The organism is Kitasatospora cinereorecta (assembly GCF_024172095.1).
GTDB classification, from domain to species: domain Bacteria; phylum Actinomycetota; class Actinomycetes; order Streptomycetales; family Streptomycetaceae; genus Kitasatospora; species Kitasatospora cinereorecta.
Genome location: NZ_JAMZDX010000009.1, coordinates 232,515 through 258,740, shown reverse-complemented (window position 1 = coordinate 258,740; position 26,226 = coordinate 232,515). Strand labels below are relative to the sequence as shown.

27 protein-coding genes, 3 tRNA genes and 1 pseudogene are annotated in these 26,226 nt (G+C 71.8%); 15 read left to right on the top strand and 16 right to left on the bottom strand.

Annotated elements, in window-relative coordinates:
- Positions 1 to 152: 152 nt before the first annotated feature.
- Positions 153 to 995, top strand: coding sequence for a helix-turn-helix domain-containing protein (locus FHR36_RS38505; protein WP_253804919.1), 843 nt, complete (start codon positions 153 to 155; stop codon positions 993 to 995).
- Between the two features lie 353 nt (positions 996 to 1,348).
- A complete protein-coding gene (locus FHR36_RS38500; RefSeq protein WP_301331228.1) occupies positions 1,349 to 2,068 on the top strand; it encodes a G1 family glutamic endopeptidase in 720 nt (239 codons plus the stop codon).
- Between the two features lie 144 nt (positions 2,069 to 2,212).
- On the opposite strand, the gene FHR36_RS38495 is transcribed toward FHR36_RS38500, so the two are convergent.
- Positions 2,213 to 2,599 carry a hypothetical protein gene (locus tag FHR36_RS38495; RefSeq protein WP_253804918.1) on the bottom strand — a complete coding sequence of 129 codons (387 nt, stop codon included), beginning with the start codon at positions 2,597 to 2,599 and terminating at the stop codon, positions 2,213 to 2,215.
- 231 nt (positions 2,600 to 2,830) lie between these two features.
- Between FHR36_RS38495 and FHR36_RS38490 the strand changes: the two genes are divergently transcribed.
- Entirely contained in the window at positions 2,831 to 3,985 is a 1,155-nt protein-coding gene (locus tag FHR36_RS38490; RefSeq protein ID WP_253804917.1) for a helix-turn-helix domain-containing protein, read from the top strand.
- A 168-nt stretch (positions 3,986 to 4,153) separates the two neighbouring features.
- Here the strand turns inward: FHR36_RS38490 and gap are convergent, their stop codons facing one another.
- The 5 genes and pseudogenes from gap to FHR36_RS38465 all read right to left on the bottom strand — a co-directional run bounded on the left by gap (position 4,154) and on the right by FHR36_RS38465 (position 9,290).
- The gene (gap, locus tag FHR36_RS38485; protein ID WP_253804916.1) at positions 4,154 to 5,152 is read right to left on the bottom strand and encodes a type I glyceraldehyde-3-phosphate dehydrogenase; all 999 of its coding nucleotides are present in this window, start codon (positions 5,150 to 5,152) and stop codon (positions 4,154 to 4,156) included.
- Between the two features lie 129 nt (positions 5,153 to 5,281).
- Complete coding sequence (locus tag FHR36_RS38480; RefSeq protein WP_253804915.1) at positions 5,282 to 6,238, bottom strand: GlxA family transcriptional regulator; 957 nt, start codon at positions 6,236 to 6,238, stop codon at positions 5,282 to 5,284.
- Positions 6,239 to 6,315: 77 nt separating this feature from the next.
- A pseudogene (gene tpg / locus FHR36_RS38475) lies at positions 6,316 to 6,777 on the bottom strand (telomere-protecting terminal protein Tpg); the annotation flags it as partial.
- A gap of 130 nt (positions 6,778 to 6,907) precedes the next feature.
- On the bottom strand, positions 6,908 to 8,185 hold the full coding sequence (locus tag FHR36_RS38470) for an MFS transporter (protein WP_253804913.1): 1,278 nt from the start codon (positions 8,183 to 8,185) through the stop codon (positions 6,908 to 6,910).
- Positions 8,186 to 8,756: 571 nt separating this feature from the next.
- Entirely contained in the window at positions 8,757 to 9,290 is a 534-nt protein-coding gene (locus tag FHR36_RS38465) for an RICIN domain-containing protein (protein ID WP_253804912.1), read from the bottom strand.
- Between the two features lie 447 nt (positions 9,291 to 9,737).
- Between FHR36_RS38465 and FHR36_RS38460 the strand changes: the two genes are divergently transcribed.
- Positions 9,738 to 10,307 (top strand): DUF4262 domain-containing protein, encoded by a 570-nt coding sequence (locus FHR36_RS38460; protein ID WP_253804911.1) that lies wholly within the window; start codon positions 9,738 to 9,740, stop codon positions 10,305 to 10,307.
- 85 nt (positions 10,308 to 10,392) lie between these two features.
- On the opposite strand, the gene FHR36_RS38455 is transcribed toward FHR36_RS38460, so the two are convergent.
- Both FHR36_RS38455 and FHR36_RS38450 read right to left on the bottom strand, forming a co-directional pair.
- Positions 10,393 to 10,866, bottom strand: coding sequence for a hypothetical protein (locus FHR36_RS38455; protein ID WP_253804910.1), 474 nt, complete (start codon positions 10,864 to 10,866; stop codon positions 10,393 to 10,395).
- A gap of 317 nt (positions 10,867 to 11,183) precedes the next feature.
- Complete coding sequence (locus FHR36_RS38450) at positions 11,184 to 12,059, bottom strand: hypothetical protein (RefSeq protein WP_253804909.1); 876 nt, start codon at positions 12,057 to 12,059, stop codon at positions 11,184 to 11,186.
- A gap of 743 nt (positions 12,060 to 12,802) precedes the next feature.
- Between FHR36_RS38450 and FHR36_RS38445 the strand changes: the two genes are divergently transcribed.
- A complete protein-coding gene (locus FHR36_RS38445) occupies positions 12,803 to 13,219 on the top strand; it encodes an ester cyclase (RefSeq protein WP_253804908.1) in 417 nt (138 codons plus the stop codon).
- A gap of 129 nt (positions 13,220 to 13,348) precedes the next feature.
- On the opposite strand, the gene FHR36_RS38440 is transcribed toward FHR36_RS38445, so the two are convergent.
- The gene (locus FHR36_RS38440; protein ID WP_253804907.1) at positions 13,349 to 13,855 is read right to left on the bottom strand and encodes a DUF6624 domain-containing protein; all 507 of its coding nucleotides are present in this window, start codon (positions 13,853 to 13,855) and stop codon (positions 13,349 to 13,351) included.
- 342 nt (positions 13,856 to 14,197) lie between these two features.
- Here FHR36_RS38440 and FHR36_RS38435 point away from each other — a divergent pair, with 342 nt between their 5' ends.
- On the top strand, positions 14,198 to 15,274 hold the full coding sequence (locus tag FHR36_RS38435; RefSeq protein WP_253804906.1) for a hypothetical protein: 1,077 nt from the start codon (positions 14,198 to 14,200) through the stop codon (positions 15,272 to 15,274).
- A 507-nt stretch (positions 15,275 to 15,781) separates the two neighbouring features.
- On the opposite strand, the gene FHR36_RS38430 is transcribed toward FHR36_RS38435, so the two are convergent.
- The 5 genes from FHR36_RS38430 to FHR36_RS38410 form a co-directional block, all read right to left on the bottom strand.
- Complete coding sequence (locus FHR36_RS38430; RefSeq protein WP_253804905.1) at positions 15,782 to 16,042, bottom strand: hypothetical protein; 261 nt, start codon at positions 16,040 to 16,042, stop codon at positions 15,782 to 15,784.
- Positions 16,039 to 16,326 (bottom strand): hypothetical protein, encoded by a 288-nt coding sequence (locus tag FHR36_RS38425; protein WP_253804904.1) that lies wholly within the window; start codon positions 16,324 to 16,326, stop codon positions 16,039 to 16,041. Before FHR36_RS38425 ends, FHR36_RS38430 begins: the two co-directional genes overlap by 4 nt.
- A 210-nt stretch (positions 16,327 to 16,536) precedes the next feature.
- Positions 16,537 to 16,617 (bottom strand) — tRNA-Tyr (locus FHR36_RS38420).
- A gap of 1 nt (position 16,618) precedes the next feature.
- Positions 16,619 to 16,711 (bottom strand) — tRNA-Ser (locus FHR36_RS38415).
- Between the two features lie 46 nt (positions 16,712 to 16,757).
- Positions 16,758 to 16,842 (bottom strand) — tRNA-Ser (locus tag FHR36_RS38410).
- 400 nt (positions 16,843 to 17,242) lie between these two features.
- On the opposite strand from FHR36_RS38410, the gene FHR36_RS38405 reads away from it, so the two are divergent.
- The 5 genes from FHR36_RS38405 to FHR36_RS38385 all read left to right on the top strand — a co-directional run bounded on the left by FHR36_RS38405 (position 17,243) and on the right by FHR36_RS38385 (position 21,964).
- The gene (locus FHR36_RS38405; protein WP_253804903.1) at positions 17,243 to 18,226 is read left to right on the top strand and encodes a hypothetical protein; all 984 of its coding nucleotides are present in this window, start codon (positions 17,243 to 17,245) and stop codon (positions 18,224 to 18,226) included.
- Between the two features lie 100 nt (positions 18,227 to 18,326).
- Positions 18,327 to 18,794 carry an FxLYD domain-containing protein gene (locus FHR36_RS38400; RefSeq protein ID WP_253804902.1) on the top strand — a complete coding sequence of 156 codons (468 nt, stop codon included), beginning with the start codon at positions 18,327 to 18,329 and terminating at the stop codon, positions 18,792 to 18,794.
- Between the two features lie 152 nt (positions 18,795 to 18,946).
- Positions 18,947 to 19,450 (top strand): DUF3592 domain-containing protein, encoded by a 504-nt coding sequence (locus FHR36_RS38395; protein WP_253804901.1) that lies wholly within the window; start codon positions 18,947 to 18,949, stop codon positions 19,448 to 19,450.
- Positions 19,451 to 19,688: 238 nt separating this feature from the next.
- Positions 19,689 to 20,582 (top strand): methyltransferase domain-containing protein, encoded by an 894-nt coding sequence (locus FHR36_RS38390; RefSeq protein ID WP_253804899.1) that lies wholly within the window; start codon positions 19,689 to 19,691, stop codon positions 20,580 to 20,582.
- Between the two features lie 191 nt (positions 20,583 to 20,773).
- Complete coding sequence (locus FHR36_RS38385; protein ID WP_253804897.1) at positions 20,774 to 21,964, top strand: hypothetical protein; 1,191 nt, start codon at positions 20,774 to 20,776, stop codon at positions 21,962 to 21,964.
- Positions 21,965 to 21,990: 26 nt separating this feature from the next.
- Here FHR36_RS38385 and FHR36_RS38380 read toward each other — a convergent pair whose 3' ends face one another.
- Entirely contained in the window at positions 21,991 to 22,491 is a 501-nt protein-coding gene (locus tag FHR36_RS38380) for a cupin domain-containing protein (protein WP_253804895.1), read from the bottom strand.
- A gap of 84 nt (positions 22,492 to 22,575) precedes the next feature.
- Here FHR36_RS38380 and FHR36_RS38375 point away from each other — a divergent pair, with 84 nt between their 5' ends.
- The 3 genes from FHR36_RS38375 (at position 22,576) to FHR36_RS38365 (ending at position 24,229) form a co-directional block, all read left to right on the top strand.
- On the top strand, positions 22,576 to 23,070 hold the full coding sequence (locus FHR36_RS38375; RefSeq protein ID WP_253804893.1) for a MarR family winged helix-turn-helix transcriptional regulator: 495 nt from the start codon (positions 22,576 to 22,578) through the stop codon (positions 23,068 to 23,070).
- A gap of 62 nt (positions 23,071 to 23,132) precedes the next feature.
- Complete coding sequence (locus FHR36_RS38370; protein ID WP_253804891.1) at positions 23,133 to 23,633, top strand: hypothetical protein; 501 nt, start codon at positions 23,133 to 23,135, stop codon at positions 23,631 to 23,633.
- Between the two features lie 71 nt (positions 23,634 to 23,704).
- Positions 23,705 to 24,229, top strand: coding sequence for a hypothetical protein (locus FHR36_RS38365; RefSeq protein ID WP_253804889.1), 525 nt, complete (start codon positions 23,705 to 23,707; stop codon positions 24,227 to 24,229).
- 81 nt (positions 24,230 to 24,310) lie between these two features.
- Here FHR36_RS38365 and FHR36_RS38360 read toward each other — a convergent pair whose 3' ends face one another.
- The gene (locus FHR36_RS38360; RefSeq protein ID WP_253804887.1) at positions 24,311 to 24,556 is read right to left on the bottom strand and encodes a hypothetical protein; all 246 of its coding nucleotides are present in this window, start codon (positions 24,554 to 24,556) and stop codon (positions 24,311 to 24,313) included.
- Positions 24,557 to 24,846: 290 nt separating this feature from the next.
- Between FHR36_RS38360 and FHR36_RS38355 the strand changes: the two genes are divergently transcribed.
- Positions 24,847 to 26,193: a Fic family protein gene (locus tag FHR36_RS38355; RefSeq protein ID WP_253804885.1), complete on the top strand. Its 1,347-nt coding sequence runs from the start codon at positions 24,847 to 24,849 to the stop codon at positions 26,191 to 26,193.
- Positions 26,194 to 26,226: the final 33 nt, after the last annotated feature.

The window sequence follows — 26,226 nt, the reverse complement described above, 5'->3', positions numbered from 1 at the left end:
AGGGGTCGGTGACGAGGTGTCCGGAGGTCCACGCTGGCAGGCGGCCGCAGGCTCCTCCAGGCCTCAGCTCACCGCGGGTGCGGCGCTCCCAGGGTGTGACGCACCCCCGGTGAGGGGTTCTGCCGGTTCCTGCGTCCCCGTAGCCTCGGATCATGAACTCGGAACGACCCCCGCGACGCGACAACCCGCTCGGGGAGTACCTGCGGGCCCGCCGCGCCCGGCTGTCCCCCGAGCAGGCGGGCGTAACGATCTCCGGCCACCGGCGGGTGCCCGGCCTGCGCCGGGAAGAGGTCGCCCAACTCGCCGGGGTCAGCACCGACTACTACACCCGCCTCGAACAGGGCCGTGAGCGCAACCCCTCCGCACAGCTGCTGCACGCCGTCGCCCGCGCCCTGCACCTGGACGCGGACGCCGCCGAGCACCTGACCAACCTCGCCGCACCGCCCGCACCACGGCTACGGCTACGGCGCGCGCCCGACCGGGCCGCGCCCGCGCTGGTGCACCTGATGTCCGCACTGACCACGCCCGCCCTGGTCACCGGCCGGACCCTGGACGTCCTGGCCCTCAACCGGCAGGCCGCCGCCCTCTACAGCGAGTTCGGGCGGGTGGACAACCTCGTGCGAATGACGTTCCTCGACCCGGCCGCCCGGCCGTTCCACGCGGACTGGCCGGCAGCGGCCCGCTCCGCCGTCGCCGCCCTGCGCAGCGCCGCAGGCCAGGATCCCCACGACCCGCGGCTCGTCTGCCTGGTCGGCGAACTCTCCCTCCAGAGCCACGAGTTCCGCGTCCTGTGGGCACGCCACGACGTGCACGGCAAGTCCGCGGGCACCAAACGGCTGCACCACCCGCAGGCCGGCGACCTGGAGCTGGCCTACGAGACGCTCACCCTCAACAGCTCCCCCGACCAGCAGCTGGTGGTCTACCAGGCCACCCCGGGAAGCCCGTCCGCCGTACGCCTCGCCCTCCTTCCGGTCCCGACCCCCTCGAACGGCTGAGGACCGAAGCCCGCGCGTCAAAGTCGTTGCGGTGGGCTCTTCGAACGCGGCGCGGTCGTAGAACCGGTGATGCCACTCGTTGGCGTCCGGGGCTGGGCCTGTAGCTGCCTTCCCGTCCTGGTGTCGTCGACGGGTCCGGTGAGCTGACGGACCGCCTGGAGGCGGGCGGCCGGCAGAGGAGCTGCCGTCAAACGAGGTATGCGGCGGAGTATTTCGCTCATGTCCCTTTGCCAGAAGATGGCTTGCCATGCCCATGGCAGTAGGGCAATCCTGAACTGCCACCCCCAACAGCCGCCCACACGGCTCGGGCTGGCGTGTGAGCATCCTGAGCGTTCCCCCACAGAGGAGCCACCATGCGCAGAGTCCTGATACGCCTCGCCACCCTCGCGGCAGCGGCGACCACCCTCGTGGCCCCCGCGGCGCCGACCACGGCGGCGGCCGCACAGGGACTGTCGTTCCGTCCCCTGCAGTACAACACCAACGGCTACAACTGGGGCGGCTACGTCGCCACGGGCAGCGGCTTCACCTCCGTCTCGGCGACCTGGACCGAGGCGAGGGCGACCTGCAACTCCACCAACGACCTCTACGCCCCCTGGGTCGGCATCGACGGGTACGGCTCCTCGACCGTCGAGCAGACCGGGGTGGCGACCGACTGCTCCAGCGGCAGCCCCGTGCACCAGGCCTGGTACGAGATGTACCCCGCGAACCCGGTCTACCTGAGCACCGGTTCGTACCCGGTGTCGGCCGGCGACGTCATCACCGCCTCGGTGACCTACGCCGGGGGCAGCAAGTACACCCTCAAGCTCACCAACTCCTCGCGGAGCTGGACCTACAGCACCACCAAGTCCCTCTCCTCCGCGAAGCGCGCCAGCGCCGAGGTCATCATCGAGTCGCCGACCGGGGCCTACCCCAACTTCGGCACCCAGAACTTCAGCTCCGCCACCGTCAACGGCAAGTCCCTCGGTTCCTTCGGCCCGGTCGCGCTCGACCCCTCGAACGGCGCCTACGAGGCCCGCACCAGCGCGCTCGGCTCCAGTGGCACCAGCTTCAGCGAAACGTTCCTGCGCGAGTAGGGCGCCGGTGCCCCAGCGGAGGGGGCCCAGTCACCGCCGGTCGCCTTGCCGGCCGACTCCGACGACTGCGGTCCCACCGTCCGAACACCGGCGGTGGGACCGCGGTTGTGGATCAGCAGGCCGATGCGTTCATCGGCTCGTGGGTCAGTTGCAGACGCCGTTGGCCGTGTAGTTGGTGCCACGCCCGTTGTAGTTGTACTCGATCACCTTGGCGCAGATGGTGTGGCCGGGGCCGTCGTAGTACCAGGGGGACTGCGCACCGCTGAAGGAGTCGTAGATGACCCGGCCGTTGTCCGTGAGGATGAACTCACAGCTCCCGCCCAGGTAGGTCGGGTCGATGGCCTGGGCGTCGTGGTAGACCCCGCTGTAGGGGTGCAGCTCGATCTTCTGGTCGGCGGTGCAGTTGGGCGTGTAGAGCCAGTGGTCGCCCTCGTTGGCGGCGAAGGCGGGGGTGCTGGCGCCCAGGGCGAGCGCGGCACCCACGCCGAGGGCGGCCACGGCGGAGCGCAGGGACGTACGGCGAGACAGCATGAAGCGGTTCCCTTCTCGGATTCGCGAACGGCCCGGGTGGCGGCTTGCGGATCCCGCCGCCCGGTTCGACCACGAGCCTCTCGGCACCCGGACGGAGAATTCCAGGAGTCCGATGGGAAGTTGGGCGGAGCCTCCCGGCAAGCCCCGCATCCCTGACCGGAGGTTGACCGGAAGGTGGGCGACTGCTTCGATCTTCCCGGTGGCTCGGGGGAGCCTTCCGAGGGGGAAGCCATGGACGTGCCCGAGTTCGGTCGGCTGATTCGCCAATGGCGCTTACGGGCCGGGCTGACCCAGGAGGAACTCGCCGGCCGGTCGGGTCTGTCGTCCCGGACGATCCGTGATCTGGAACGCGGTCGGGTGCGGCAGCCGCGCCTCAGCTCGGTGCGGTTGCTGGCGGATTCGATGAAGCTCACCGAGCAGGAACGGGACCGCCTGACGGTGGCCGCGCAGCCGTCGACAGCTGCGCCGAGCGATCGGCCCGAGGCGGTGGCCACGCCCCCGGAGCCGACGCCGTCCCCCGCCGCCCCGCCCGATCCGGTGGACGCCCCGCTCGACGCCGGCCACCACGGCCCCGGAGACCGACGCGGCTCTGCACAGGCCGCTCCGGCTGGGAGGACCGCCTTCCATCACTGGCACCGAGGCCGAGCGTTCCGAGCGGTGCGGTTAGGTGCGCTGGTGGGCGCATGCCTGCTGGCAGCCGTCGGCAGCGCGGCCGATCCGGCGGTCGTCACGCAACCAGCCTCCGTGCCCGGGCAGATCTCGTACGTCGCCCGGGTCGGCAGCGACGTCTCCCCTGCCGGCGCGCTCGGCAGCCTGGGAACGGCCATGGCGGTCGAACACCCCGTCGCCCGGGGCGACTCACTGATCGTCACGGTTCACCTGGTCAACGCCCGACCCGGGGCGGTCGCGGTGACCGACACCGCGGGCAACAGCTACACCGAGGCGGGTGAGTCCGCCGATGGTGACGGTGATCGGCTGGTGATCCTCGTGTCCCTCAACGCGAACCGACTACGTCCGGGTTCGGACCGGATCACCGCCACCTGGCCGGCCTCCGGCGGCGACCAGATCTCAGTCGACGAGTTCCACGGCGTCACCGCCGTCGGCTCGGCCTCCGGCGCGGACTCGCAGCACGGCTTTACCCGTTTCATCGGCCAGGGATGGCTGTGCGACGAAGCCGTAGGGGGCCTTCTGGTCAGCGCCGTTGCCAGCTACGCCGACCGCGCCGGCTTCGGAGGTCCCTGGCAGAACCTCCCGGATCTGACCCTGGACCAGCACCGGCTGTCCACGCGATACCGGCTGTACGGAGACGCGTCCGACTGCCTGGACACCGAGGTCCCCGTCGGACCGGCGACCCGGTGGGAGGCACTCGCCCTGGCTGCCCGCTGAGACAGCGCGGTGAGGGAGCGCGGCCACCGGGCGGGGTCTCGTGGCCAGGCCCGACAACAACACCTGGACCGCCCGCCCGGGGGCCCGGCTCACCGGACCCGCGCGCAGTACGTGCAGCGCGGTCACCGGACAGGCCGGGCACTCCCGGGCGTGTGGCGGGTCAGAGGGTCAGCGGGCGGCGAGCAGCTCGAGCGTGTCGATGACGCGGTTGGAGAAGCCCCACTCGTTGTCGTACCAGGCGACCACCTTGACGTGGCGGCCGTCGACGCGGGTGAGGGCCGAGTCGAAGATCGACGACGCGGGGTTGCCCGTGATGTCGGACGAGACGAGCGGGTCCTCCGAGTACTCGAGGACGCCGGCGAGCGGCCCCTCGGCTGCGGCGCGGTACGCGGCCAGCACGTCGTCGCGGCTCACCTCGCGGGCGACGGTCGTGTTGAGTTCGACGATCGAGCCGACCGGCACCGGGACGCGGATCGAGTCGCCCGACAGCTTGCCGTCGAGGTTCGGCAGCACCAGGCCGATCGCCTTGGCGGCGCCGGTCGTGGTCGGCACGATGTTGACGCCGGCGGCGCGGGCGCGACGGGGGTCGCGGTGCGGGCCGTCCTGCAGGTTCTGCTCCTGCGTGTAGGCGTGCACCGTGGTCATGAACCCGTGCTCGATGCCGGCGAGTTCGTCGAGGACGGCGGCCAGCGGCGCGAGCGCGTTGGTGGTGCAGGAGGCGTTCGAGACGATGGTGTGCAGGTCCGGGTCGTAGGCGCCGGTGTTGACCCCGAAGGCGAGCGTGACGTCGGCGCCGTCCGACGGCGCGCTGACGAGGACCTTCCGCGCACCCGCGTCGAGGTGGGCGCGGGCGTCCTTCGCCGAGGTGAAGCGGCCGGTGGCCTCCAGGACGATGTCGATGCCGAGTTCGGCCCACGGCAGCTGCGCCGGGTCACGCTCGGCCGTCACGGTGATCCGGCGGCCGTCGACGACAAGGGCGTCCCCGTCGACGGTCACCGGGCGGCCGAGCCGGCCGGCGGTGCTGTCGTAGGCGAGCAGCCGGGCGAGCGTGGTGGGCTCGGTCAGGTCGTTGACGGCGACGATCTCGAGGGCGCTGTCGCGCTCGAGCAGGGCGCGCAGCACATTGCGTCCGATGCGGCCGAATCCGTTGATGGCGATGCGAGTCATGTGTGGGGTCCCTTCCCTGTTCGCCACCAGGTTCGTCCACGGCCGGCGCCGCCGACAGTGGCGACATCGCCACGGTTCAAAAGGATCGCGCCAACGTCGCGCCGACGTCCTCACCCGGTGCCGGGCAGGTCACTCGCCCCGGGTGAAGGTGCGCCGGTACTCGGTCGGGGTGGTGCCGAGGATGTGCTGGAAGTGCAGGCGCAGGTTCGCGCCGGTGCCGAGCCCGACGTCGGCGGCGATCTGTTCGACGCTGCGCTCCGAGCGCTCCAGCAGTTCGCGGGCCAGGTCGATGCGGGCGCGCATCACCCACTGCATCGGCGTGTAGCCGGTCTCCTCGGCGAAGCGCCGGGAGAACGTGCGCGCGGAGACCCCGGCCTGTCGCGCCAGGATGTCGAGCGTGAGGGGTTCGCCGAGCCGGTGCAGCGTCCATTCGCGGGTGGCGGCGAACCGCTCGCCGAGCGGCTCGGGGACGCTGCGCGGCAGGTACTGGGCCTGCCCGCCGCTGCGGTAGGGGGCCGCGACCAGGCGCCGGGCCGCGTGGTTGGACGCCGCCACGCCGAGGTCTCCGCGCAGGATGTGCAGGCACAGGTCGATGCCGGACGCGGCGCCGGCCGAGGTGAGCACGCTGCCCTCGTCGACGAACAGCACGTTCTCGTCGACCCGGACGAGCGGGTGCTTGGCCGCGAGGGCCCGCGTGTAGTGCCAGTGCGTCGTGGCGCGCCTGCCGTCGAGCAGGCCGGTGGCGGCGAGCGCGAACGCGCCCGTCGAGATCGCGGCCAGCCTCGCGCCCCGTTCGTGGGCGGCGATCAGGGCGTCGACGACGGCCTGCGGCGGGTCGTCGCGGTCCGGGAAGCGGTAGCCGGGGATGAAGACGATGTCCGCCCACTCGAGGGCGTCCAGGCCGTGGCCGACGTAGTACGCGAGGCCGTCGCCGCCGGTCACCAGGCCGGGCGTCGCCCCGCACACGCGCACCTCGTACGGCATGCTCGCGCGGGTCGTGAAGACCTGCGCGGGAATCCCGACATCGAGCGGCTTGGCGCCTTCGAGGACGAGGACGGCGACGCGATGCTGGCGGGAGGATGACACAGGACGAGGTTACGTGGGGCGCGACGGCGATGCGCCGCCCGGCCGCAGCCGCACGCCGCCAGTCGGGCAGGCCGGCCTCAGTCGATGCCGAAGTCGGCCCACTGGATCCCGGTGAACTCCACGGCCAGGCCCTGGGCGCGGCGGCCGCCGTCCTTGAAGTACGCCTCCTGCAGCCCTTCGGCGAGGATGTCGGCCTGTCGGCGTTCGCTCGCTCCGGCGTCACGGGCGGCGAACAGGCGGCGGGCGTACTCGCCGCTGATGTGCTGGCTGATGGTGCGCAGCCGCGGGTCGTCGGTGGAGCCGGCGGCGCTGGCGAAGCCGAACTGCGCCATCGTGCTGAGCTGGAAGCCATTGGCCTCGGCGGCGCGGCGCATGCGGCTGCGGACGCGGGGCTGCCATCCGGCGCGGACGGCCTGCTCGACCTTCTTCTCGTTGCCCTTGGTCATGGTCGGTTCGGCGCCGTCGCGCAGCGCGGAGACCCAGCGCTGGGCGGTGCGCACGGACACGCCGACCGTGTCGGCCAGGGCCCCGGTGTCCGGCCTGGCGACCTTCCTGAGTTGGGCGGCCGACCTGCCTCGTCGCCGAAGTCGTGTGGCCCACCCAAGGCCACCGCTGACGCATCTGTGCTCACGGACGCGGGACGATCAGCGGTGGCCGAGGCATGAAGGGCTAGCTGGTCAGGGTCGCCTTCTGGTGCGCGTCGGCTCCCTCCGCCCGCGAGATGATGCCCGCCCTCGGCGCGTGCCGCACGGCCCGGTTCGCCGTGGTCAGCAGGGCGAGGGCGAGTAGCCATGCTCCGCAGAGCCAGACCAGCGGCTTGGCCCCCAGCGCGCCGATCAACGCACCGCCCGCCAGCGTGCCGATCGACAGAGCACCCGTGGTGAGCGTCGACACGGCGCTTGTCACACGGCCTCGCAGCTCATCAGGGGTGATACTCAGCTGGTGGGCAGTCATCGCCACCGCGTACACAGGAGCCACCAGGGACTCGCCGGCTGCGACTACGGCCAGCAGCAGTGGGCTGGGAGCAAGTGCGTACAACGGGAACATCACCGCCTCCAGCCACAGCATCACGACGGCGATGTGACCGAGCGGGAACCGACGCGTGGCCCGGTTCGACACCAGCGCCCCTGCCATCGCGCCGACGGCCGCTCCGCCGAAGACGACCCCGATCCACAGCGGCGACGAGCCGAGCTGCTGGGCAAGGGTGATGATCAGCAGATAGCCGGCGCCGTAGCGGATCTTGTCAGCCGCCGTCACGAGGGTGAGGAAGCGGACGACCGGCTCACGCCACAGCCAGCCGACCCCCTCGCGGATCTCCGTAGTGATCCGCGCCCTGGCTCGGATCTCCTGACGTTCCGTCTGGAAACGGGCGTGCATCATCCGGAGAGACACGGCGGAGACGGCGAAGGACACCGCGTTGACGGCGAACGGCACGACCCGCCCGACGGCGTAGAGCGCACCGGCGAGCGGGGCTCCGAGGATGCTCACCGCGCTGCCGGCGGACTGCTGGTAGCCGAGGGCGGTGGGCAGTTGCTGTGCATCGACGACGTTCGGCAGCGCCGAGGTGTTGGCGACCTGGAAGAGCGTCCCCAGGATCCCGGCAAGGACGGCCGTCGCGTACAGCTGGGGCATCGCGAGGCGGTCCAGCCAGTCCGCGACGACGACGCCGACCGTGAGTAGGGTCCGGCCGGCCTCGCACCAGATCATGATGGTCTTGCGGTCCCACCGGTCGACGAGCACCCCCGCGACGAGCCCGAAGGCAAGGAAGGAGACGGTGCCCAGGCCCAGCACGAACCCGGCCTGGGTGGCCGACCCGGTGAGGGCCACGACGACCAGCGGCAGGGCCATGAACTGGGCCTGGTCGCCGACGGCGGCGATCAGCTGGCTGCTCAGCAGCAGCGAGAAGTCCCGGTTCCGAAGCAGGCCGGAACCACGAAAGGTATTCACTATTGTTACGCTCCGTAACAGCTCTAGGACACAAGGGTGGCGTCGAAGCTGGTGTCCGAGCTAAGAAACACGGGGCGTTGTAAGCACGGGCGGGACCCTACACACGGCGCGACGGGGATCGCAATCGAATTTGCCGTTACAGGTCGGCACACTGACGGACCGTTCAGAGCGCGCGGCGCAGGCGGCGGAGACAGATGAGACTGCAAGCCAGTTCGAGCAGAGCCGGGTGAAGGTCCGAGCGTCGTTGGTAACTGATCCTGCCGACCAAGATCGCCCGACCGCAAGCCAGCAGCCCAGCTCATTCTCGGCGCGGCCCCTGGCCATCCCGCAACAAGCCCGCAACTCTCGCAGAAGATCGGCCCGTTGGGTCATAGGTGCGCGACAGCTTGGTCCCGGTCCGACCTGCTCTGCCTCATGGAATCACGGCGTACGGCGGACGGAATCGAGTTGATCAGAGCCCTTGCCGGCAGCTCCTGCCGGAGCTGATCAAGGCTGGCCGGGCCCGTCGGCCTGCGGGGCGGGCCGGGCCGGGCCGGGCGTCCTGACCGCTCCGCAGGTCGCGGCGGATTCGCTAGTGGTTCGGCGAGAGGGGGAACCAGATCTGGTTGTTGCCGTTCCAGCAGTCCCACTGCTGGGCGAGGACACCGTTGCCGGTGCTCCGGCCGTCGATCTCCAGGCACCTGCCGCTGTGGACGTTGCGCAGGACGTAGCCGGTGCCGGGGACGTGCGTCCAGGTCCACTGCTGGCTGGCGCCACCGGTGCAGCTCCACTGACGGGCGGGAGCACCGTTGTCGGTCCGCCAGTCGGCGATCTCCAGGCATTCGCCGCTGTGGACGTTGACAAGTGAGCCCGTGGGGCCGGCCGTCAGGCTCCACTGCTGGCTGGCACCGTAGTGGCAGTCCCACTGACGGGCGGGAGCACCGTTGTCGGTGCGCCAGTCGGCGATCTCCAGGCAGTGCGGACTGTTCGCGATGCCCAGCACGACGACGTTCGGCACGCCGGCGGGGTGGAACGGCGAAGCGGCAGCGCTGGCGGTGGGCGCGCCCGCGCTCACCGCGAGGCCGGCGCCCAGCAGGGCGGCGGCTATGCGGGTCTTGATGGCCATGATGGTGATACCCCGTCGGAGAGAGGTGCGAATGGGTGGGGCTGCTGCCCGGCAACATGATCGCCGGGAGGTCCGAGGCGACACCTTAGCGGTCGGCGCGACCGTGAGCGAAAGCGTTTCGGCGACGGTCCGCGGCCCGGGACGGTGATGCCGATCGCCGGTGTGCACATGCCTGCCGGGTACAACGCCGCTGCCCGAAGCAGCGCGCCCGGCCCCGCTTCGGAGCGGGGCGCCGCCGGTTCCCCGGGATGCGCAGGCCCGCGGCCGAACCACGCCGAACTGCGGCCCGTGGCCGGTCATCCGCTCGCGCAGCGCGGAGCCGGGCCGGCGCGTGGCCCGCGGTCCAGGAGCCGCAGTAGCTGTTCTTCGAGCCGGGCCGGCTCCACCACTGCGAGGCCGATGGCAGGGAGGAGGCGGCCACCTGCCCTGATCTGCTTGGATACCGGAATGGCCGACCCGACCACGCCCTCGCCGTGCCCCTGCGTGCTCTGCGATCCCGCCGCCTCCGCGACATTCCGCGCGCGGCGGCAGCGGGCGAAGCACTGGTCGTCGGAGATGGCACACGTCCGCGAGCACGGCTGGCACGTGGTGGGCGTGGGCGGCGGAGGAGGAGTGCCCGACTGGGCCTTCACCGTCGGCCTGTGGCACTCGTACCGGATTCCGGAGGTCGCCATGTTCGGCCTGGAGCTGCACGGGCTGATGCACTGGGTCGGCGAGGCTGCCGCCCGGCTGCGTGACGGAGCGTCAACGGAGACCGGCGCACTGCTCCCCGGTGTCATCGACGGATACGAACTCCGACTCCAACCGGTTGACGCCGGTTGGCACCACCCCCTGTTCGGTACGGCCGTCGGTTTCTACCGGCGGACCCCGGTCCCCATCGTGCAGCTGGTCTGGCCCGACCGGGACCGGCGCTGGCCCTCGGACGAACAAGCCACTCCGGGGTGCCGCGCCCAGCCGGACCTCCGACTTCCGGTCGACGAACACCCGAAGGGAGTCTGGACCGAGGAGGCCGGCTGACGCCGACGTAGGCACCGCCCACCGGAACTGCCGCGGCCACCAGATGTCCCGGCCGCGGCGGCGACCGGGACACCCGCGCACCGGCTCAGCCGACAACCGGGCCGGCCTCGACGTCCCCCTCGCGGTGGCCGCTGTTGACGATGTACGCCATCGAGAAGTACTGGCAGTCGGCCCTGACGGGTTCGCCCGAGCTGGGCGCCGTGTACAGGGTGCCGCCACCCGGCCAGATGCGCACCGGGGTGTCCGTGTACCCGAGCCACTCGGGCACGCTCCAGTCGTTGCAGCGGTAGCCGAGCACGATGTGGAGGTAAACGTCGGTGTAGCCGCCGGTGGCGGTGACCTTGCCGTGCATCTTGCCGCTGCTGTCCTGGTAGACGCACGGGAGCAGGTTGTAGCCGTGGACCTGGACCCAGCCACTGCCGCCGCCGCGGCAGACGTTGTCGCCCGGGTGGGCGCTGGCCGTGCCGCTGGTGGCGAGCGTCGTGCCGGCGGCGAGCACGGTGGCGGCGGCGGTGAGGCCGAAGGCTCGCCGGAGGGTGGTGCGGACGAGTGAGCGCATGGCGGAGCATCTCCTCTGCATGGGCGGGTCGGACGAACCGGACCCGGCCGGTAGCGACATCGCGATGCTGGCAGCGGGCGCCGACGGCGCCAAAGCTTTTCGGGCTGAGTCGAATGGTGGCGAACTCCGCCCGGACACGCCGCCGACGGCATGACCGTCCGGCCACCGCATCGAGGCGGGGGCGGGGGCCGCGCTCGGCGCAGCCTTCGATGTGCCGGATCCCTCGCGGATCGGCTCCTGGCGCTGCTGGACGCCGAGGCGTGAGGCGGAGCGATGTCAGGTTCCGGCGCCTGCACAGGGATGCGGCCCGGCGGGGCTCACCCCCGGGCGGGTGCCAGCCAGCCCTCCGCACGGGACTGCTTGTCGGCGTCGCCGCTGCGGCGGGCGTGGGCAAGCAGGCGGGCGCGCAGCGAGTCGGGCAGGGCGGCGACGTCCTGCTTCTGGTCGGGGCGGGTCTTCCAGCCGACCAGGTGCCGTACGGCGCCGGCGTCGTGGCGGTCCCCGGCCCGCGGGTCGGCCAGGGCGGAGAGCAGGTCGGTGATCGGCAGCACACCGAGCAGCTCGCCGGGCACGCCTTCGTACGAGGGGTAACCGGAGCAGCGGCCGCTGCCGGATCCGAACCAGGCCAGCAGGGCCAGCGTCCGCTCGACCGGGTCGGGGACGTCGTGTCGCAGCCGGTCCTCGAGGTCCGCGAGCAGCGCGGCCTCGGCACCTCCGTCGAACGGGGACAGCCCGAGGATGCGGTCGGTGAACTCCTCCAGCGCGGCGGGCATCACGGCCACCCAGGCGCGCCGCAGCTCGTCCGCCTCCTCGTTCCGTCGCAGGGCGGCCTCGAACTGCTCCAAGGGACCGGGCATGCCGTGCTCGGCCAACCAGTCCAGCAGCAGGCGCCCGTCCGTGAGCACCGCGTCGCTCTCCCACCGCTCCCAGCGCAGCGTCCTCCCGTGGTGCAGGACCACCTCGGTCAGCCGGCCACCGTCCCCGCCGAGGAGTTCGAGGCGGACGTCACCGATGCACATGCAGTGGAAGCCGGGCAGCGAATCCACCGCCATCGCCGTCCTGAACCGGACCGACTCCGCCGGATCGCCGAGGTCGACCCGGATCTCCCCGCCCGACCCGGCTGCACGCACCGGCGCCACCCGCACCGCGCGTGCCCGCTCCAACACACCGTCCAACGCCATTGTCTCGTCCACCGACCGCTCCCCTCCCCCGCCAGCGCCGCCGACTCCCGTGGCACAGGTGCCCGATTCCACCGCAGCACCCGACCACCCCGCAACCGGCTTCTCGCAGTCCCCCCGGGTCGCCCCCGCCTTGGACGACTCCACCGTTGCGATGGCACAGTCGGCGGCACGTGGGCGGTGACGGCTGCTACCGAGCGGCGGCGAACGACTGTCCCGGCGGTTCGCTCCCACCCCTCGCCGTCCGCTCCGTAACCTGTCCCGGGACGGCAGTGCGGCAGCGCGGGGACAGGACAGGACGATGACCGGCGAACTCGGACCACTCGAGTACACCGGGCGCGCATGGGTCATCGGTGATCGGTCGCGCCCGAGGGCTCACTACGTGGAACTCGGACCGGGCGGGATGACACCGCGCGCACGGGGATCCGGCACCGGGACCATCCCCTGGTCGAGGTTCATGGAACTCGACATCTCCGCCCAACCCGGCCGCGCCGGAACTCCACGCTCCTTGCCTGGTTCACCGACATCGCCATGGCACTGTCCGCCGGTGCGCGCACCGGGGGCGGCAGCGCTGCCGTCAGCGCCACACTCCGGATCCGCCCAGGCCGTCCCGCACCGCCTCATGCCCGCGGCCCATCACCACCACCGACCCGATGCCCCCGGAGGATCCGCTTCAGCCAACGCCCGGGTCGAGCAGTGACGTGCGGAGCGAGGCCACCATGGAGAAGTTCAGATCGGCCGATGGATACGGTCCTTCCATGTCCGACTCAGTCGAAGTCATCAGCAAGCGCAATGCCGAGGTCGTCCGCCGCTACCTTCGGGTCTTCGAAACGAAGGAGATTGCCGAGTTCGAGGAGATCGTCGCCGAGGACGTCCTCGTTCACGGCGCCGGCATTCACGGCCGGGGCCGGCACTTCCCCGAGGGAGCGGTGCTGACCCCGGGGCTGTCCAACTGCCGCGTGCAGGTGGACGACCTCTTCTCCGCCGGCGACCGGGTGACCGTGGCGTTCACGCTCACCTACACCCACGACCGCAGCGGCCGGGACCTCACCATGACGGGCGTCAAGTCCTACCGGCTCCAGGACGGACGGATCGTCGAGTTCTGGGGCGAGACCGACCTGTACGGCCTCCTCCGCCAGGCCGGACTCGTACCCGAGCAGATCCCGCCCTTCTGACCGGACCGCGCCGCCCTGCTCCTCCCCCGACCCGGACGGCACGGGACAGGGCTGACGCAACCTCGTGCAGCGCCAGGGTGTGTCCGGCGGATCAGGCGTGAGCGTGGTCCGCCGGATGCCCGGAGAGACTCAGGCCGGCGAGAACTGGGCGACGTACTCGGAAAACGGCGGGATACCGACTTCTTCACGACGCTCGTCCATGTGCTCGGGATCCTCGCAGGGCCACGGAATCGGCGAGCCCTCCCTCACTCCGGCGATCTGCGTGCCATAGATCTGCTTCTGCCCTTCGTTCACGAGCGTGCGATCACGCAGGAAAGCGAGGTCGCGCGGGCTGGCAGCGCCGTCGGCCACCGCCTGCTCCATCAGTCGCAGTGCGCGCCGCTGAACGTCGAGCTGCCGGTCGGCGTGCTGTGCGATCAGCCACGCGGCCCGAGCCGCTTCCTCGCCGACCAGGTCCGCGGTCGGCCACCCGTGCGCGTCCATGATCTCGCTGAGACGATCGGCGTGCCGGGCCGTCAGACGACGCCACGCCAACTGCTCCGCCGGGTCGTCGCTGTTTGCCTGGCGCGCGGCCTGGTGGTCTGCCGCAACCATGGCGGTGAGTTCCGCGGCCGCTGTGGCGACGTCGGATGCCATTCCTACTCCAAGTCAGATCGGGGTTCTCGCTGGTCATCCGCAACCTTAGGTGGGCAGATCACGACAAAATCTCCTCCCGGAGGACGGTGACAGCCCTGTCCGGATGCTGGAATACTTGATCTGTCCGCGGAGCAAGAGCGGTATCGACGCAACGCTGACAGGCCCGTGGAAGCCGTAGGTGAAGGCCGCGAGCCGACCACCACGGCTGCCTCGACGTTGCCGAGCGCTGCGACAGGCCGACCGCCTGGCAGCCACCAGGACATGGGGGCAGCCGTCGGAGCGTAAGCGGTTCTGCACGGGGTGGCCATGGCGCCTGTCCGGCCTCGGGCCTAGGGTGTGCCGGTGATCTTCAGACGGAAGCAGAAGGCTGCGGCCCTGGACGCCGCCGTGTCCGAGCTCGAGCAGGCGGTGGCCGCCCGCGACGGCGCTCGCACCGAGCAGGCCTTCTCCATGGCGCTGCACGCCCTCCAGTCGGCGGCAGCGGACAGCGCGTGCGTCGACGCGGGGCCCCGACTGGCCGCGCTTCTCCCCTCGTTCCCGCCCGCCGGCCCGCGTCCGATGCTGGCGACCACGGTCGGCTTCTGTGTGGAGCGCGGAGCCGACCCGACGGCCTGCGCCGAGCCGATCCTCGACAGTGTCCGCCAGGATCTGCTCGACGCGGCGGAGTTCGCCCGCCGCTGGAAGGCCGACGGCGGAGGCGAGCTGCCGGAGCCGGACGAGAAGATCATCGATGACACCCTGCTGGCCCGCCTCGGCGACGACGCACCCGAGGCGCTGCGGCTGGCACTGGCCTGGTGCACGGTCGAGGAATGGCAGCCACCCGCGCTCGCTGTACTGTGCCGCAGCGCCGAGGTCCGCCGCCGGCACGCGCCCGCACTCCTCGCCGCCTGCCGCGAGTTGGAGGCGCTGGCGATGCACGACCTCAAGTGCCTCGCCTACGTGCTGGCCGTCCTGGACGACGAACCCCTGCTCGTCCTGCACCGCCCCACCCGCACCGGGTTCGAGGTCCGCATCAGCGGCATCGGGGACAACTTCCAGCTCCACACGCTGCTCGCCCACGTCCTCATCGGCGGCGGCCACGTCCCCGGTACCGCACCGTCTGCCGCGAGCGTCCGCCTGGCCACCGAGCCCCGTCCCGCGCGCGGACGCACCGACACCACCGCCACCGGAGCCTTCGAACTCCTCACCCCGGACGGGAAGCGGATCTGGAACGAGGGCATGCCCGACGACATCCCCGTCGTGGAGGGCCGCCGTCTCCTCATCCTCGACCAGCCGGCGTACCCGCGGAGTTGGAACGCGGACCGCTTCTTTCCGATGCTCCCCGGCACTGCGGAGTTGACCCGAGTCCTCACCCCGGACGAATCCGAGGCCTGGTACGCCCGCACCACCAGCAGCGACCAAACCCTCCGCACACCCTGACCCGGTCGCCTGGCAGGCCGACCCCCAGTACGCCCTCGCCGTCCCGCAGCCGTATCGCGCCGAGGCATTCCGTTCCTAAACACGCCACCTCATCGACGAGCGCGAGTGGAACGCCGAGGACACGCGGTGGGCGGAAGCGTGGCTCTCCCGCGCCGAACACTGAGCGTCGGCAACCGAGAGCCGGAGTCCGCCACTGCGCCCGCGACGGCCCAGTGGCGGCCCCTGGCACCCGGCGATGCGGAAACGAGCGAGCAGCGCAACCTCTGGTGAGGGGACCCAGGCACCCGGGGACTCGCGGGACCGTGGCCGACGACATCGACGCTGCAGGCGAACGCCGGCCCTTCGTCGTCGGCTCGGGCAATTCGCCACGCTTCCGTCCTGTTCCTGAACCTGTTCGACCGTCCCTCAGTGGTCAAGACCGGACGGCCGCCCAACCCGGCGGGCGCCCCACGGTCCGCTCCCGCCGGGCGTTTCGTGGGGCAGCGGGTCGGTGGGTCGGGCGCTCGGTCAGCCGAGCCAGACGACATCGATGACGTAGAGCCGTCCCGCGACGGAGTTCACCAGGTAGACGAGGCTGACCTGGCCGACCGAGGCGCAGCGCACGCTCTCGCCCTCGGGGTCGGTGGCGTCCCACTGCGGCCATCCCCACGGGGTGCGGGAGGCGATGTCGAGGACGTCGCGTACGAGTTGCTGTGCGTGCGCGGGGAGCGCGGCGAACGTCTTGGCTGCCTGCGGGGACAGGCGGACGGGCCAGACCTGATCGTTCACGGGCGGGTTCCGACGGGCCGGTCGAGGTCGATGCCGTCCTCGTCGTCCATGCCGCCCGCAACATACGGGGCAACCGCACTGGCCGGACTGTCCAGGCGGACCAGCGAGCTGCGCACCGGGTCGAGAGGGGGCGTCAGGTCGTACACCTGCCAGGAGGAGTCGTCCATGGCCCTGGCCGCCCCGTCACGCTCGAGCGCCTGCGGCCACCACGTCCTGCGATCCTCGGCCGCCGTCGGGGCCGGAGCGGGTGGCAGAGGGGAAAGCTGGTCCGGCTGCGCGCTCATGCGACTCTCCATCCACGTCGTCGTCGGTCACGCTACGGCAATCCGACGGCCGGGGTGGCAAACAACCTTGGCCGCACGCGCGCAAGGCCCGCGGTTGGTGGACGACGCCGCCGCTTACGCAGACGTACCGGCCGCACCCCGCCCTCCCGGAGCCGTAGCCACGAAGCAGCGAGGACCGGCACGACCAGCGCAGGCGCGTCCGCCGCGCGGTGGGCGAGGGCGGATTCGAACCGCCACAGCCGGAGCGGGGGCTTTACAGGCCCTTGGGCTCAACCGATGCCCAGCTCGCCCTTGGCGGAGGAGGTGGGAGTCGAACCCACACGGGCGCTCGTCGCACCCCGACGGTTTTCAAGACCGCGGCCGCCGCCTGTCGGCTGGCTCCTCCGGGAACTACGGGAACTACGGGAACTACGGGAACTGCAGGTGCTGCGCGGAGAGTGCGCGGATCGAACGCGCGCGGGTGCGACCCCGACGACGGCTTAGCAAGCCGCTGCCTTACCACTCGGCCAACTCTCCCTGTCACTGCGAGGGCCGGGCGGCACATGAGAAAGGGCCGCCCGGCGGGGACACCGTCCCCGGGGCGGCCCGGCACAGGAGCCGGTCGGCGCACTACGAGGAGGACGTCCCGCGATACGGGGAACTCGATGAGGAACTCGCGGAGCGCTGATACGACTGGACACGGGTCACGGTGGTCACTGTCGCGCTCCTTCCTGTTCCTGGGCCTGTCGGCGCGATGGGTTCATCGTGCCGGACCGTCGGCGACAGGGACAACCCGTTTTCGCGCCGGCCCAGTTCCGGCAGCGGCAACCGTCTCCCTTGACCAGCGGAAATGCATTTCAGCGCACCGGTTCGGGTGCGGTAGCATCCCGCGATCGTCCGCCGCCCGACCGCCGGGCGGCTCCATCCGGGGAGACACATGGACATACCGCCGCAGTACTCGTACGGCGCCGACCCGTACCGGCCACCCGAGTTCGACGGCGGAGCGCGGCGCAGGGGCGGCTTCACCGCCGGCCTGCGCGGCATGGGCGCGGCCAACTGGGCGCGGCTGCTCGCCGGTGTGACGGTGGGCGGCCTGGTCCTGCTGATGGCCGTGCACAACCGGGACGTGACACGCGACCCGCGGGTCGCCCTCACCTCGCTCGCGCCGGGCACCTGCTACGTCATCGACGACCGGGACAAGGTCTCGGACGACGCCGGCCAGAGCACCTTCGACTATCCGGGCCGCGTCCGGACCGTCCCGTGCACCCAGCCCCACCGCGGCGAGGTGGTGGCGCAGGTGAGCCTGCCGCACATCGAGCTCCGGACCCAGTCGGCGCTTGTGCGCGCCGCGCTGGCGTCCTGCCAGCTGGACTTCGCCGACTACAACCCGGATCCGTGGTCGCTGCCGCAGAACGTCCTCGCCGCCCCGATCTACCCCAAGTTCCGCGACCTGGACACCCGGCGGACGGTCACCTGCGTCTATGACGACGACGGCCTGCCGATCCGTACGGCGCTGCGCGCCGGCCTCTCCTCGACCTCCGAGCAGCGCGAGTACCTGCGCGCGGTGCGGCCGTACAACATGGCGGTCTCCGCCTGGGTCGACGCGAAGGGTCCGGCCGAGCTCGGCGAACTGGTCGACTGGGCCGAGGACATGAAGACCGCCGAGCACCAGATCATCGACCGGCTGGCCGCGCTCACCGTCCCGAACGAGGCCCAGCAGGCCCTGGGCACCCTCCTGGACCACCACCGCCAGGCCCTCGCCGCCTGGCAGGAGGCCGCCTCCGCCACCTCCCGGGAGCAGGCCGCGCAGCAGGTGCAGGCCGCCTGCCGTGCGGACAAGGACAGCCAGGAGGCCGCCCGGACCGTCCGCCGCGCGCTGGGCCTGTCCACCTCGACCCGGACTCAGGGCCGCTCCGTCTGACCGCTACGCCACCACCCGGCTGCGCCGCGCCGAGTCCGTCCGACCGTGACCGCGCCCGACGCCGGCCCTCGTTGCTGATCACCACACGCGCAGGAGAAACATGCACGCCCGCAAGACGGCCGTCCTGGCCGCAGGCCCCCTCGTTGTACTCGCGCTCACCGGCTGTCGGGCGGTCGGCGAGCCGGAGATCGCCACGCCGAGCAGCGCGAGCAGCGGGCTGCCGATCCCGTTCAGCGCACTGCCGATGCCGTCGTTCAGCAGGCCCACGGTGGATCCCGCGGAGGCTCTGCGGGACGCCGAGATCACCGCCTGCACGGTCGACTCCCACCATCTTCCCCGGATCGAGGTGAAGGTCACCAATCACTCCAGGTGGCCCACCACGTACTTCGTCGACGTCGACATCGCGGACGAGTCCGGCGCACGACTGGGCACGGGGCTGGCTGATGTGGAGAAGGTCGCTCCAGGTCAGACCGCGGCCGGCGAGGCGCCGAGTGCGACCGTCGTCGGCGGAGAGACGATCAGCTGCAAGGTCGTCAAGGTGACGCGGTACGAGATCACCACGGGGTGATCGGTGCCGGCGAGCTGCCGGATCCGGTCCCGTGATCAGGGCGGCTCCGCCGCAGGACGAGGCACGGGAGTCGGCCGACGCGCAGCGGGGCAGCATCCACCTGGCACGGACAACTCTGTCCGCCACCACTCGGGGCTGCCACGGGGGAAGAGATGGTCGACACCGAGCACACCTTCAATGCGGTCTTCGGACTCCTCGGGCTGCTGTTCGCAGGCGCAGGCGTCGGAATGTCCGTCTACTTCGCCCATCGGCTGGCGCACCGGCGGAGGGCCCTGGCCCACGGGCTGATGGCCGAGGCCGTCTGCCTCGAGACCTACACGACGCGCCGACGCGACCAGGACGGAAGCACCCGCACCGTCCGCCACGCGATCCTCGGATTCCGGACCTTCGACGGCCGGGACGTCCGTCTCGACCGGACCTCCCGGGCTCCTCACGTCGTCGGCGACGTCGTACCGGTCCGCTATCTGCCTGATGACCCCGAGCACGCCGCCGTCGTCTCGGCCTCGCAAGGAGAGCCGATCGAACTGGTCCTCGCTGTGGTCTTCGGCGCGGTCTTCGCCTGTGTCGGTCTCCTCTTCGCCGCTACGGGTTTCGGAATCATCGACCCCAGCGGCATGCCACCGGACTCCCCCTCCGGCATCACACAGGTCCGCTAGGGTCTGCCGCGGGGCCCGGTCGCCCGCCTTGTGGGCACAACGGTGGACGATGACGGCCCGAGCGGACGCTGTGAGCACCGTTCAGGTGACCGGGAGCACCGGCCGGTGAAGACCTTGCTTCGGCGCACCTCGGATGACGTTCGGTACGAGGTCGAACCGGCCGTAGCCGCTCGCTGTGTGAGACATGCCTCGCCTGTCGTCATGGCGCTGGTGGCCCGGGAAGGTCGACCATGGAGTCATGACCTCCTCGCCCCGCCCGCCGCACGTCGATGGACGACCGGACCCGACAGTCGGGACCACCCCGCCCGGTGGAGAGCCCGCCCCCGAGCGCGGGTACCTGCTGGACAACGCGCGCGCCGAGGCGGGCGAGCGGTTCGTCTGGCTGGCCGAGCTGTTCGACGGCGTGACGCGCGGGCATTTCGATCGGCTGGGGGTCGGCGCCGGCTCGCGCTGCTGGGAAGTGGGGGCCGGTGGCCCCGGTATCCCGGAGGCGCTCGCGGCGGCCGTCGGTCCGACCGGGTACGTGCTGGCCACGGACATCGACCCGTCGTGGCTGAAGACGGGCGACGGGTACGAGGTGCGCCGGCACGACGTCGCCGCTGACCCGCCCCCGGAGCCGGGAACGTTCGATCTGGTGCACGCCCGGCTCGTGCTGGTCCATGTGCCCGACCGGGCCCGGGCGTTGGCCACGATGGCGGCAGCGCTACGGCCCGGCGGCTGGCTGCTGGTCGAGGACGCCGACACCGCTCTGCAGCCACTGGCCTGCCTGGACGACAGCGGCCCGGCCCAGCGGCGGGCCAACCGGCTGCGCGACGCGGTCCGGGAGCTGATGGCGCGCCGCGGCGCGGACCTGCGCTACGGCCGGACACTGCCGCGGGCCTTGCGCGAGGCAGGCTTGGTGGACGTCGCCGCGAGGGGCACCTTCCCGGTCGGCGGTCCTGCCTGCGACCGGCTGGAGGCGGCGACCATCCGGCACGTGCGCGGCGAGCTGCTCGCGGCGGGCCTGGCCGACGACGTCGAGATCGACGCGCACCTGGCCGCCATCCACGCGGGCCAACTCGACCTGACACTCGCACCGCTGATCTCGGCCTGGGGACGCCGTCCGGCCGAGAACCCGCCGGCACTCGGTTAGGTGCTGAACCGATCCCGCCTCCTCCGACAGCACACTTCGCGCGCCGCGTTCGGGGACGGCTCCACCGCGGACCGACAGCCCGGGTGTCTGCCGTCACGCAGTGAAGTACCGCGACACCCGGCCCACCGTGACAGCGGCGCTGGAGACCCCGCGCCACCGAGGCGCTGGCTGGTCGCCTACAGTGGCCGACCATGTCGATCGGCACCCTCCTCGTGGACACCGCCGTGGCCGGATCCGCCGCTGCCTCCCTGTGGCAGGCGCCGCGGGCACTGCGCCGCCCGGCGCCGAGCGAGGTGGCCAATGGACAGCGCGGCGCGACCCCGGAGGTCGCGCTGGCCGCCGTCACCGCGCTGATCTTCCTCAATCAAGTCCTGGTCACCGTCTACCTGCTGCGGGTGCACGGCGGTGATGCCTCGTTCGTCGCCCGGCTGCTGCCGCCCGGCTGGTTCGACCTAGCCGACGGCCCGGCCATGCGGGCCTTCGCCGCTCACGTGCCCGCGCCGGAGCTCCTCGCCCCGTGCCTGCTCCGCGTCCCGGCGCTGCTCGAACTGCCCTTCGTCCTGCTGGTGTTCCTGGCCGTCCTGCGCCGGCTCGACCCGGGAACCTACCGGCGGGCCGCCCTCTCGCCGCTGCTCCCGCTCGCCGCCGCCTCGTACACCGCCGTCTTCTGCGCCGTCGAGTGGCAGCTGCGCACCCCGTGGACGGGACAGGACATCGCGCTGCGCCTGCTGTCCGCCGTGCTCATCCCGCCCGCGATCGCCGCTCTCGTCCGGCGGGACGCCCGGGCCACCGACCGCGCTCCGGCATGGCCGCCCGGCACCGCGGGTCTGCTGCTCTTCGCCGTCGACCTCGCCGCGCTCGGCCACCTGGTCCTCGCCGTCTACGACACGGCGCTGCTCTACAACCTCGGCCGACTGCCCGGTCGGCTCCCCGGCGCGGTCGCGGCGGTGGCCGTCCTCGCCGCGACCGCACTCCTCCGCCGCCGGATCCCGTCCGCCACCGGCTCGGCGGCCCAGCCGGCCACCGGGCTGCTCGCGGACGGGCTGCGCCGGTCGCTGGTGCTGTTCTTCGTCCCGGCGCTGGCGATCCGGTACGGCGTCAACTTCGGAACTCCGCTGCTCGCCGCCGCGGCCGGACTCCTGGTCCTGCTCGCGGCCGCCGTCCCGGCCCTGGCTACCCGACCTCGTACCTCGGCGCTCGCCCTGGTGCCCGCAGCGCTCGCGGCCCTGCTCGCGGCCGCCGCTGCCGTACGGCTGACCACCGGCGTCCACTACGAGACCGCGCTCCTCGGCGCAGCGGTCGCAGCCGTCGCCGCAGCCGTGCTCACCTGCCGCCTCGCCGACCGGGTCCTGTCCCCGGCAGTGGCGGGCCGACGGCGCTGAGCCGAGGCGCGGCGAGGCGGTACACGTCAGTCCGAGGTGCCCGCCTCGCGGGCTTCGCGCCAGGTCGGGGCCTCCAGGAAGTGGTTGTCGAAGCGCTCCTGACTCGCGAGCAGCTCCTCCACGGTGGCCTCGCCTCGGCGCAGGCGCTCCAGCATGCGGAAGTACTCGAAGCGCTCGACGCCGGGAGTGATCACGATCAGCAGGTCCGCCCCGGAGGACGGCGGCGCGGCGAAGGCGTGCGGCAGGTGCGGCGGCACGACCAGCAGGTCGCCGGCGTGCGCGGTGACGACCTCCTTGCCGACCAGCACCTGCAGCTCGCCGTCGGTGACGTAGAAGAGTTCGGAGGAGCCGGAGTGGTAGTGCGGGGTGGCCCCGTCCGCTCCGCGCGCCAGCGTCACCCGAAGGGTGCTCAGTGCGCCTCCGGTGGCACTCGCGTCGGCCAGCAGTCGCACCGCGCTCCCGCCCAGGCCGAGCGTCTCGGCCTCCTCGCTGCGCACCAGTACGGCGTCGTGCCCGATCACTGACATGGCTGGTCCCCGTCCCCTCGCGAAGTCGATTCCACGACTGATAGTACTACGTCTAACTATCGCCCATCGAATAGAATTCCCCACATGGACGAAGTGGACCTGATCGTGGAGCAGTGGCAGCACGAGCGGCCCGAGCTGGACCTCTCGGCCGTCGGCACCGCCGGACGGTTCGGGCGGTTCGCCATGCTCGCCGGACGGGTCGTCGACGACGTCTTCAAGCAGCACGGCCTGCAGCGGGGCGAGTTCGACGTCCTCGCCACACTGCGCAGGTCCGGGCCCCCCTACGTGCTGATCCCCTCCGCCCTCGCGGCGACGCTGATGATGTCCCGGGCCGGCATGACCAGCCGGATCGACCGGCTGGAGGCGGCGGGCCTGGTCGAGCGTCGGCTCGACCCCGACGACCGCCGCAGCTTCCAGGTCGCCCTGACGGACGAGGGCATGGCCACCGTCGATGCGGCGATGACCGACCACGCCGCGACCGAGGCCCGACTCCTCGCCCCGCTCACCGCCGCCGAACACGCCGCCCTCGACTCGATCCTGCGCAAGCTCCTCGACGCGGTCGAGCCCTCACGCCCCTGAACACGCCCGGACGCGTCGCCCCACCCGCCGAAGCGCGGAACCACACACAGGACCGGACGCCCATGCTGAACCCACTCGACGCTCCGGACGCGGTGTCAGCCGCAGCCGAACGACTCGAGGACCTGCTCGACGCCTGCAACCATGTGTCGTCCATCCACCTGTTCCCGGTGGTCCCAGTGGCGGTGGTGACACCCAGTCAGGACTGGATGACGGGCATCGCTCAAGCCGTGTACGACGCGGGGGCCACCGGACACCGGGTGAGAACGCCGGTCGATCCGTTCGAATCACCACACGCCTGGCGGGACATCTTCCGCCGGCAGGTGACCACAGGGTTCATACAGCCCGCCACCAGGTACTCGGACCCCAACCTGCGCACGCCCGACGAGATCCGGCAGGCAAGCGAACTCGCCGATGGCATCGCCGACCTCATCGAAGCACACCTCGGGCCGGTCCGGGGCTCCGGCGACGTCACCGGCCCGCACGCGGGCGACCTGGCGTGGCGCAACCTGCTGCTGATCACCAGCGACTGGGCCACCATCCTGCATGTCGGGATCCGCGACTGACCGACCCCCAGATACAGGCTCACGGGCTCCGGGCCTGCGCGCCGAGCTTCACCCCGACCAGGAGGTGCATGATGCACGGGACCACTCGGGCGATCCACCGCTGCGACGCCGACGTCACCACCGCCGTCGACGGCTTCACCGATGCGCCTGACCCGGCCGCCGGCATCAGCCCCGCCGTGACCGTGACCTACTGTGCGGACCACCTCGCGCGCAGCAGGCCCTGGCACCGGCTCCATACCGTGGAACGGGCGTCCGACCCGGCGGAGGGCCGGTGCGGCTGGGCCAGCGACTTCCGCGGGCCGAGGACCGGATACCAGGACCACGCCGACGGCTGGCTCAACGACCTCAGCGGCATCGACCGCGCCGACCACGCGACCTGGGCCGCCTACCTGACCGCCCTGCACCGCGAGCTGTGCGCACGCTACGGCCTCGACCCCGCACAGATCGGCGGCGGGGCGATCGGCTGGATCGGCCTCACCGCCGCCGAGGCCACCGCCATGCCGGACCATCACGAAGGCGCCGCGATCTTCCTCGTCGACGCGGAGATCCTCGCCATCATGGGTCTGGTCGAGGACGCCCCGGAGCAGTGCTGCTGACCACCCGCCCACGCCGGATTACCCGTCAGACCGGTAACTCTCCGCTGCTTCCAGAGACACGACGTCGTTCCTGCGGCATCTTCACCTGTGCCGACCGGCACCCCTCCGAGCACCGGCAGTGCCTCCCGGCGCCACTCGATCGGTTTCGCCTCGGACAACACAGGCCATGACGTAGATGGTCCTGATGACGTGTCCGATCATGGCGATACCGAGGACCAGGAACAATCGACTGCGCGATGCGCCGAGGTAGGTGAGCACGCCGGCGGCTGCCGCAGCAAGCAGAAGATTCGCGATCAGCAGGGGCCAGCCGGAGTCGGTCTTCGCCATGTTGAACCGCTCCCACGTGGAGCGGGGCGTCGATATCGGGTAGGGGCTGATCCGTTGTTCGAAGGTGCCCCTGTCAGACCGCGTCAGCATGCCGCCCATCCAACAGGCTGGATGATTCCTTCACAAGATCCTCCAGCCGTCCACTCACCACCATGAGGCGACGGCGAGGTCGGTGCCGCCCTCGACCAGGGTGAGCGGGCTGCCCCCGGCGGGTCGCATCGGCGGCAAATCCGCTTGATCGGAGGCCGGAGGGTCGGGAGGCTTGGGCGGTGATTCATGAGCTGTCCCCTGTGCGTCTGAACTGGGACGACGTCGACCCGGCCCGGCACCCCTTCGACGCCGACGCGGCCGTGCGGGTGGTGCGGTCCCTCGGACCTGCCGCTCGGGTGCCGTCGTGCCCCGACCGTCCGGCATCGAGGGCCTGGACCCGGGACGAGGGCAAGCCGTGGGCCGACGCGATGTCGCATGCCCTCATCGGCCACTACGGCGTCTGGGCCGCGGGTTGGCGCTGGGCGCACGACGAGGGCGACTTCGACGGGGGTCCGGTCGGGAGCTGGTGCTGCCCGCCGCACTCGATCACCACGGCGGACGAGACGCTCGCCCTGGTCGTCGCGGCACTGTGCGAGTGGCGTGCATGGCTGGAGTCCCTCGCGGGGTGGTTCGAGGCCCACCCGCTGGACCTGGCCTCGGTCGGGGAGCAGCGGATCCTGTGGGAACGCACCGCCCGCAACCTGATCCTTCAGGTGTCCGACCGCACCGGCGGCGGCAGCGGCTGGTACGGGCACTGCCGTCAGGTGCTCACCTGGTTCCTCACCCGCTGGGGGGTCGAGCCCGGAGCCGCCGTGGGCATGGTGGAGCAGGCGATCGGGGGCCGGTTCCGGAGCTGGACAGGCCCGGACGCGGTGCTGGTCGAGGATGTCGCGGAGCGGCTGTCGCTGTCGCTGCGGCCGGACCTCGCCGCCGAACGGGTCGACCCGCCCCCGCCGGACCACCTGCAGAGCTGGCTCGCGGTGCGCGCGTCGGCGCCCTGGCGGGAGAGCCCCGACGCCGGCGCGGACGGTCCGGTGGTCCCGTCGCGGGACGGCGCCGCCGAGGACATCCGCGCGTTCGACGGCACCATCGACCCCGCCCGCGCCGACGGCATGCTCGCCGCCCTGGCGGCGGTACGGGCCGACGCGGCGCGCGGCGCCTCCCTGGACTTCGGCCTTCTCCGCGGATGGCAGCAGCACGTTCTGGGCGCGGATCAGCCGCCGCCGTTCCGCACCTCGCCCGCGTTCGCCAAGGAAGGCCGGGAGCGCTACGGCATCGGCCCGGAGACCCGTGCCCAGCTGGATGCCTGTCTGGCCGAGAGCACCGCCGACGCCGGCCGTCCCCTCCCCCTCACCGCCCGCGCCGCCCGCGCCCACCTCGACGTCTGCTTCTTCCACCCGTTCGACGACGGCAACGCCCGGGCCGCCTTCCTCACCCTCGTGTTCGTCCTCGCCCGCGAGGGGATCACGCTCGACGACGTCCTCCTGCTCCGGCGGATCTCCTTCCAGGCCGCGAATCCTCAGGACGGCCCCACCCTCGCCCAGTACATCGGCATCCACCTGGAGGGGACCCGCCGCAACCTCGCCGCCCACTCCACCACCGGATAGGACACGGTCACGGCCGCGCTGTCAGGGGTGAAA

Excerpts from the sequence above, each read along its gene's own strand:
- FHR36_RS38495 (WP_253804918.1), bottom strand. The coding sequence starts at position 2,599 with ATGCTGTCTCGCCGTACGTCCCTGCGCTCCGCCGTGGCCGCCCTCGGC.
- FHR36_RS38455 (WP_253804910.1), bottom strand. The coding sequence starts at position 10,866 with ATGCGCTCACTCGTCCGCACCACCCTCCGGCGAGCCTTCGGCCTCACC.
- FHR36_RS38395 (WP_253804901.1), top strand. The coding sequence starts at position 18,947 with ATGGTCGACACCGAGCACACCTTCAATGCGGTCTTCGGACTCCTCGGG.
- FHR36_RS38365 (WP_253804889.1), top strand. The coding sequence starts at position 23,705 with ATGCACGGGACCACTCGGGCGATCCACCGCTGCGACGCCGACGTCACC.
- FHR36_RS38390 (WP_253804899.1), top strand. The coding sequence starts at position 19,689 with ATGACCTCCTCGCCCCGCCCGCCGCACGTCGATGGACGACCGGACCCG.
- FHR36_RS38440 (WP_253804907.1), bottom strand. The coding sequence starts at position 13,855 with ATGGCATCCGACGTCGCCACAGCGGCCGCGGAACTCACCGCCATGGTT.
- FHR36_RS38460 (WP_253804911.1), top strand. The coding sequence starts at position 9,738 with ATGGCCGACCCGACCACGCCCTCGCCGTGCCCCTGCGTGCTCTGCGAT.
- FHR36_RS38360 (WP_253804887.1), bottom strand. The coding sequence starts at position 24,556 with ATGGCGAAGACCGACTCCGGCTGGCCCCTGCTGATCGCGAATCTTCTG.
- FHR36_RS38385 (WP_253804897.1), top strand. The coding sequence starts at position 20,774 with ATGTCGATCGGCACCCTCCTCGTGGACACCGCCGTGGCCGGATCCGCC.
- FHR36_RS38505 (WP_253804919.1), top strand. The coding sequence starts at position 153 with ATGAACTCGGAACGACCCCCGCGACGCGACAACCCGCTCGGGGAGTAC.
- FHR36_RS38445 (WP_253804908.1), top strand. The coding sequence starts at position 12,803 with ATGTCCGACTCAGTCGAAGTCATCAGCAAGCGCAATGCCGAGGTCGTC.
- FHR36_RS38370 (WP_253804891.1), top strand. The coding sequence starts at position 23,133 with ATGCTGAACCCACTCGACGCTCCGGACGCGGTGTCAGCCGCAGCCGAA.
- FHR36_RS38425 (WP_253804904.1), bottom strand. The coding sequence starts at position 16,326 with ATGAGCGCGCAGCCGGACCAGCTTTCCCCTCTGCCACCCGCTCCGGCC.
- gap (WP_253804916.1), bottom strand. The coding sequence starts at position 5,152 with ATGACTCGCATCGCCATCAACGGATTCGGCCGCATCGGACGCAATGTG.
- FHR36_RS38405 (WP_253804903.1), top strand. The coding sequence starts at position 17,243 with ATGGACATACCGCCGCAGTACTCGTACGGCGCCGACCCGTACCGGCCA.
- FHR36_RS38490 (WP_253804917.1), top strand. The coding sequence starts at position 2,831 with ATGGACGTGCCCGAGTTCGGTCGGCTGATTCGCCAATGGCGCTTACGG.
- FHR36_RS38400 (WP_253804902.1), top strand. The coding sequence starts at position 18,327 with ATGCACGCCCGCAAGACGGCCGTCCTGGCCGCAGGCCCCCTCGTTGTA.
- FHR36_RS38380 (WP_253804895.1), bottom strand. The coding sequence starts at position 22,491 with ATGTCAGTGATCGGGCACGACGCCGTACTGGTGCGCAGCGAGGAGGCC.
- FHR36_RS38500 (WP_301331228.1), top strand. The coding sequence starts at position 1,349 with ATGCGCAGAGTCCTGATACGCCTCGCCACCCTCGCGGCAGCGGCGACC.
- FHR36_RS38465 (WP_253804912.1), bottom strand. The coding sequence starts at position 9,290 with ATGGCCATCAAGACCCGCATAGCCGCCGCCCTGCTGGGCGCCGGCCTC.
- FHR36_RS38375 (WP_253804893.1), top strand. The coding sequence starts at position 22,576 with ATGGACGAAGTGGACCTGATCGTGGAGCAGTGGCAGCACGAGCGGCCC.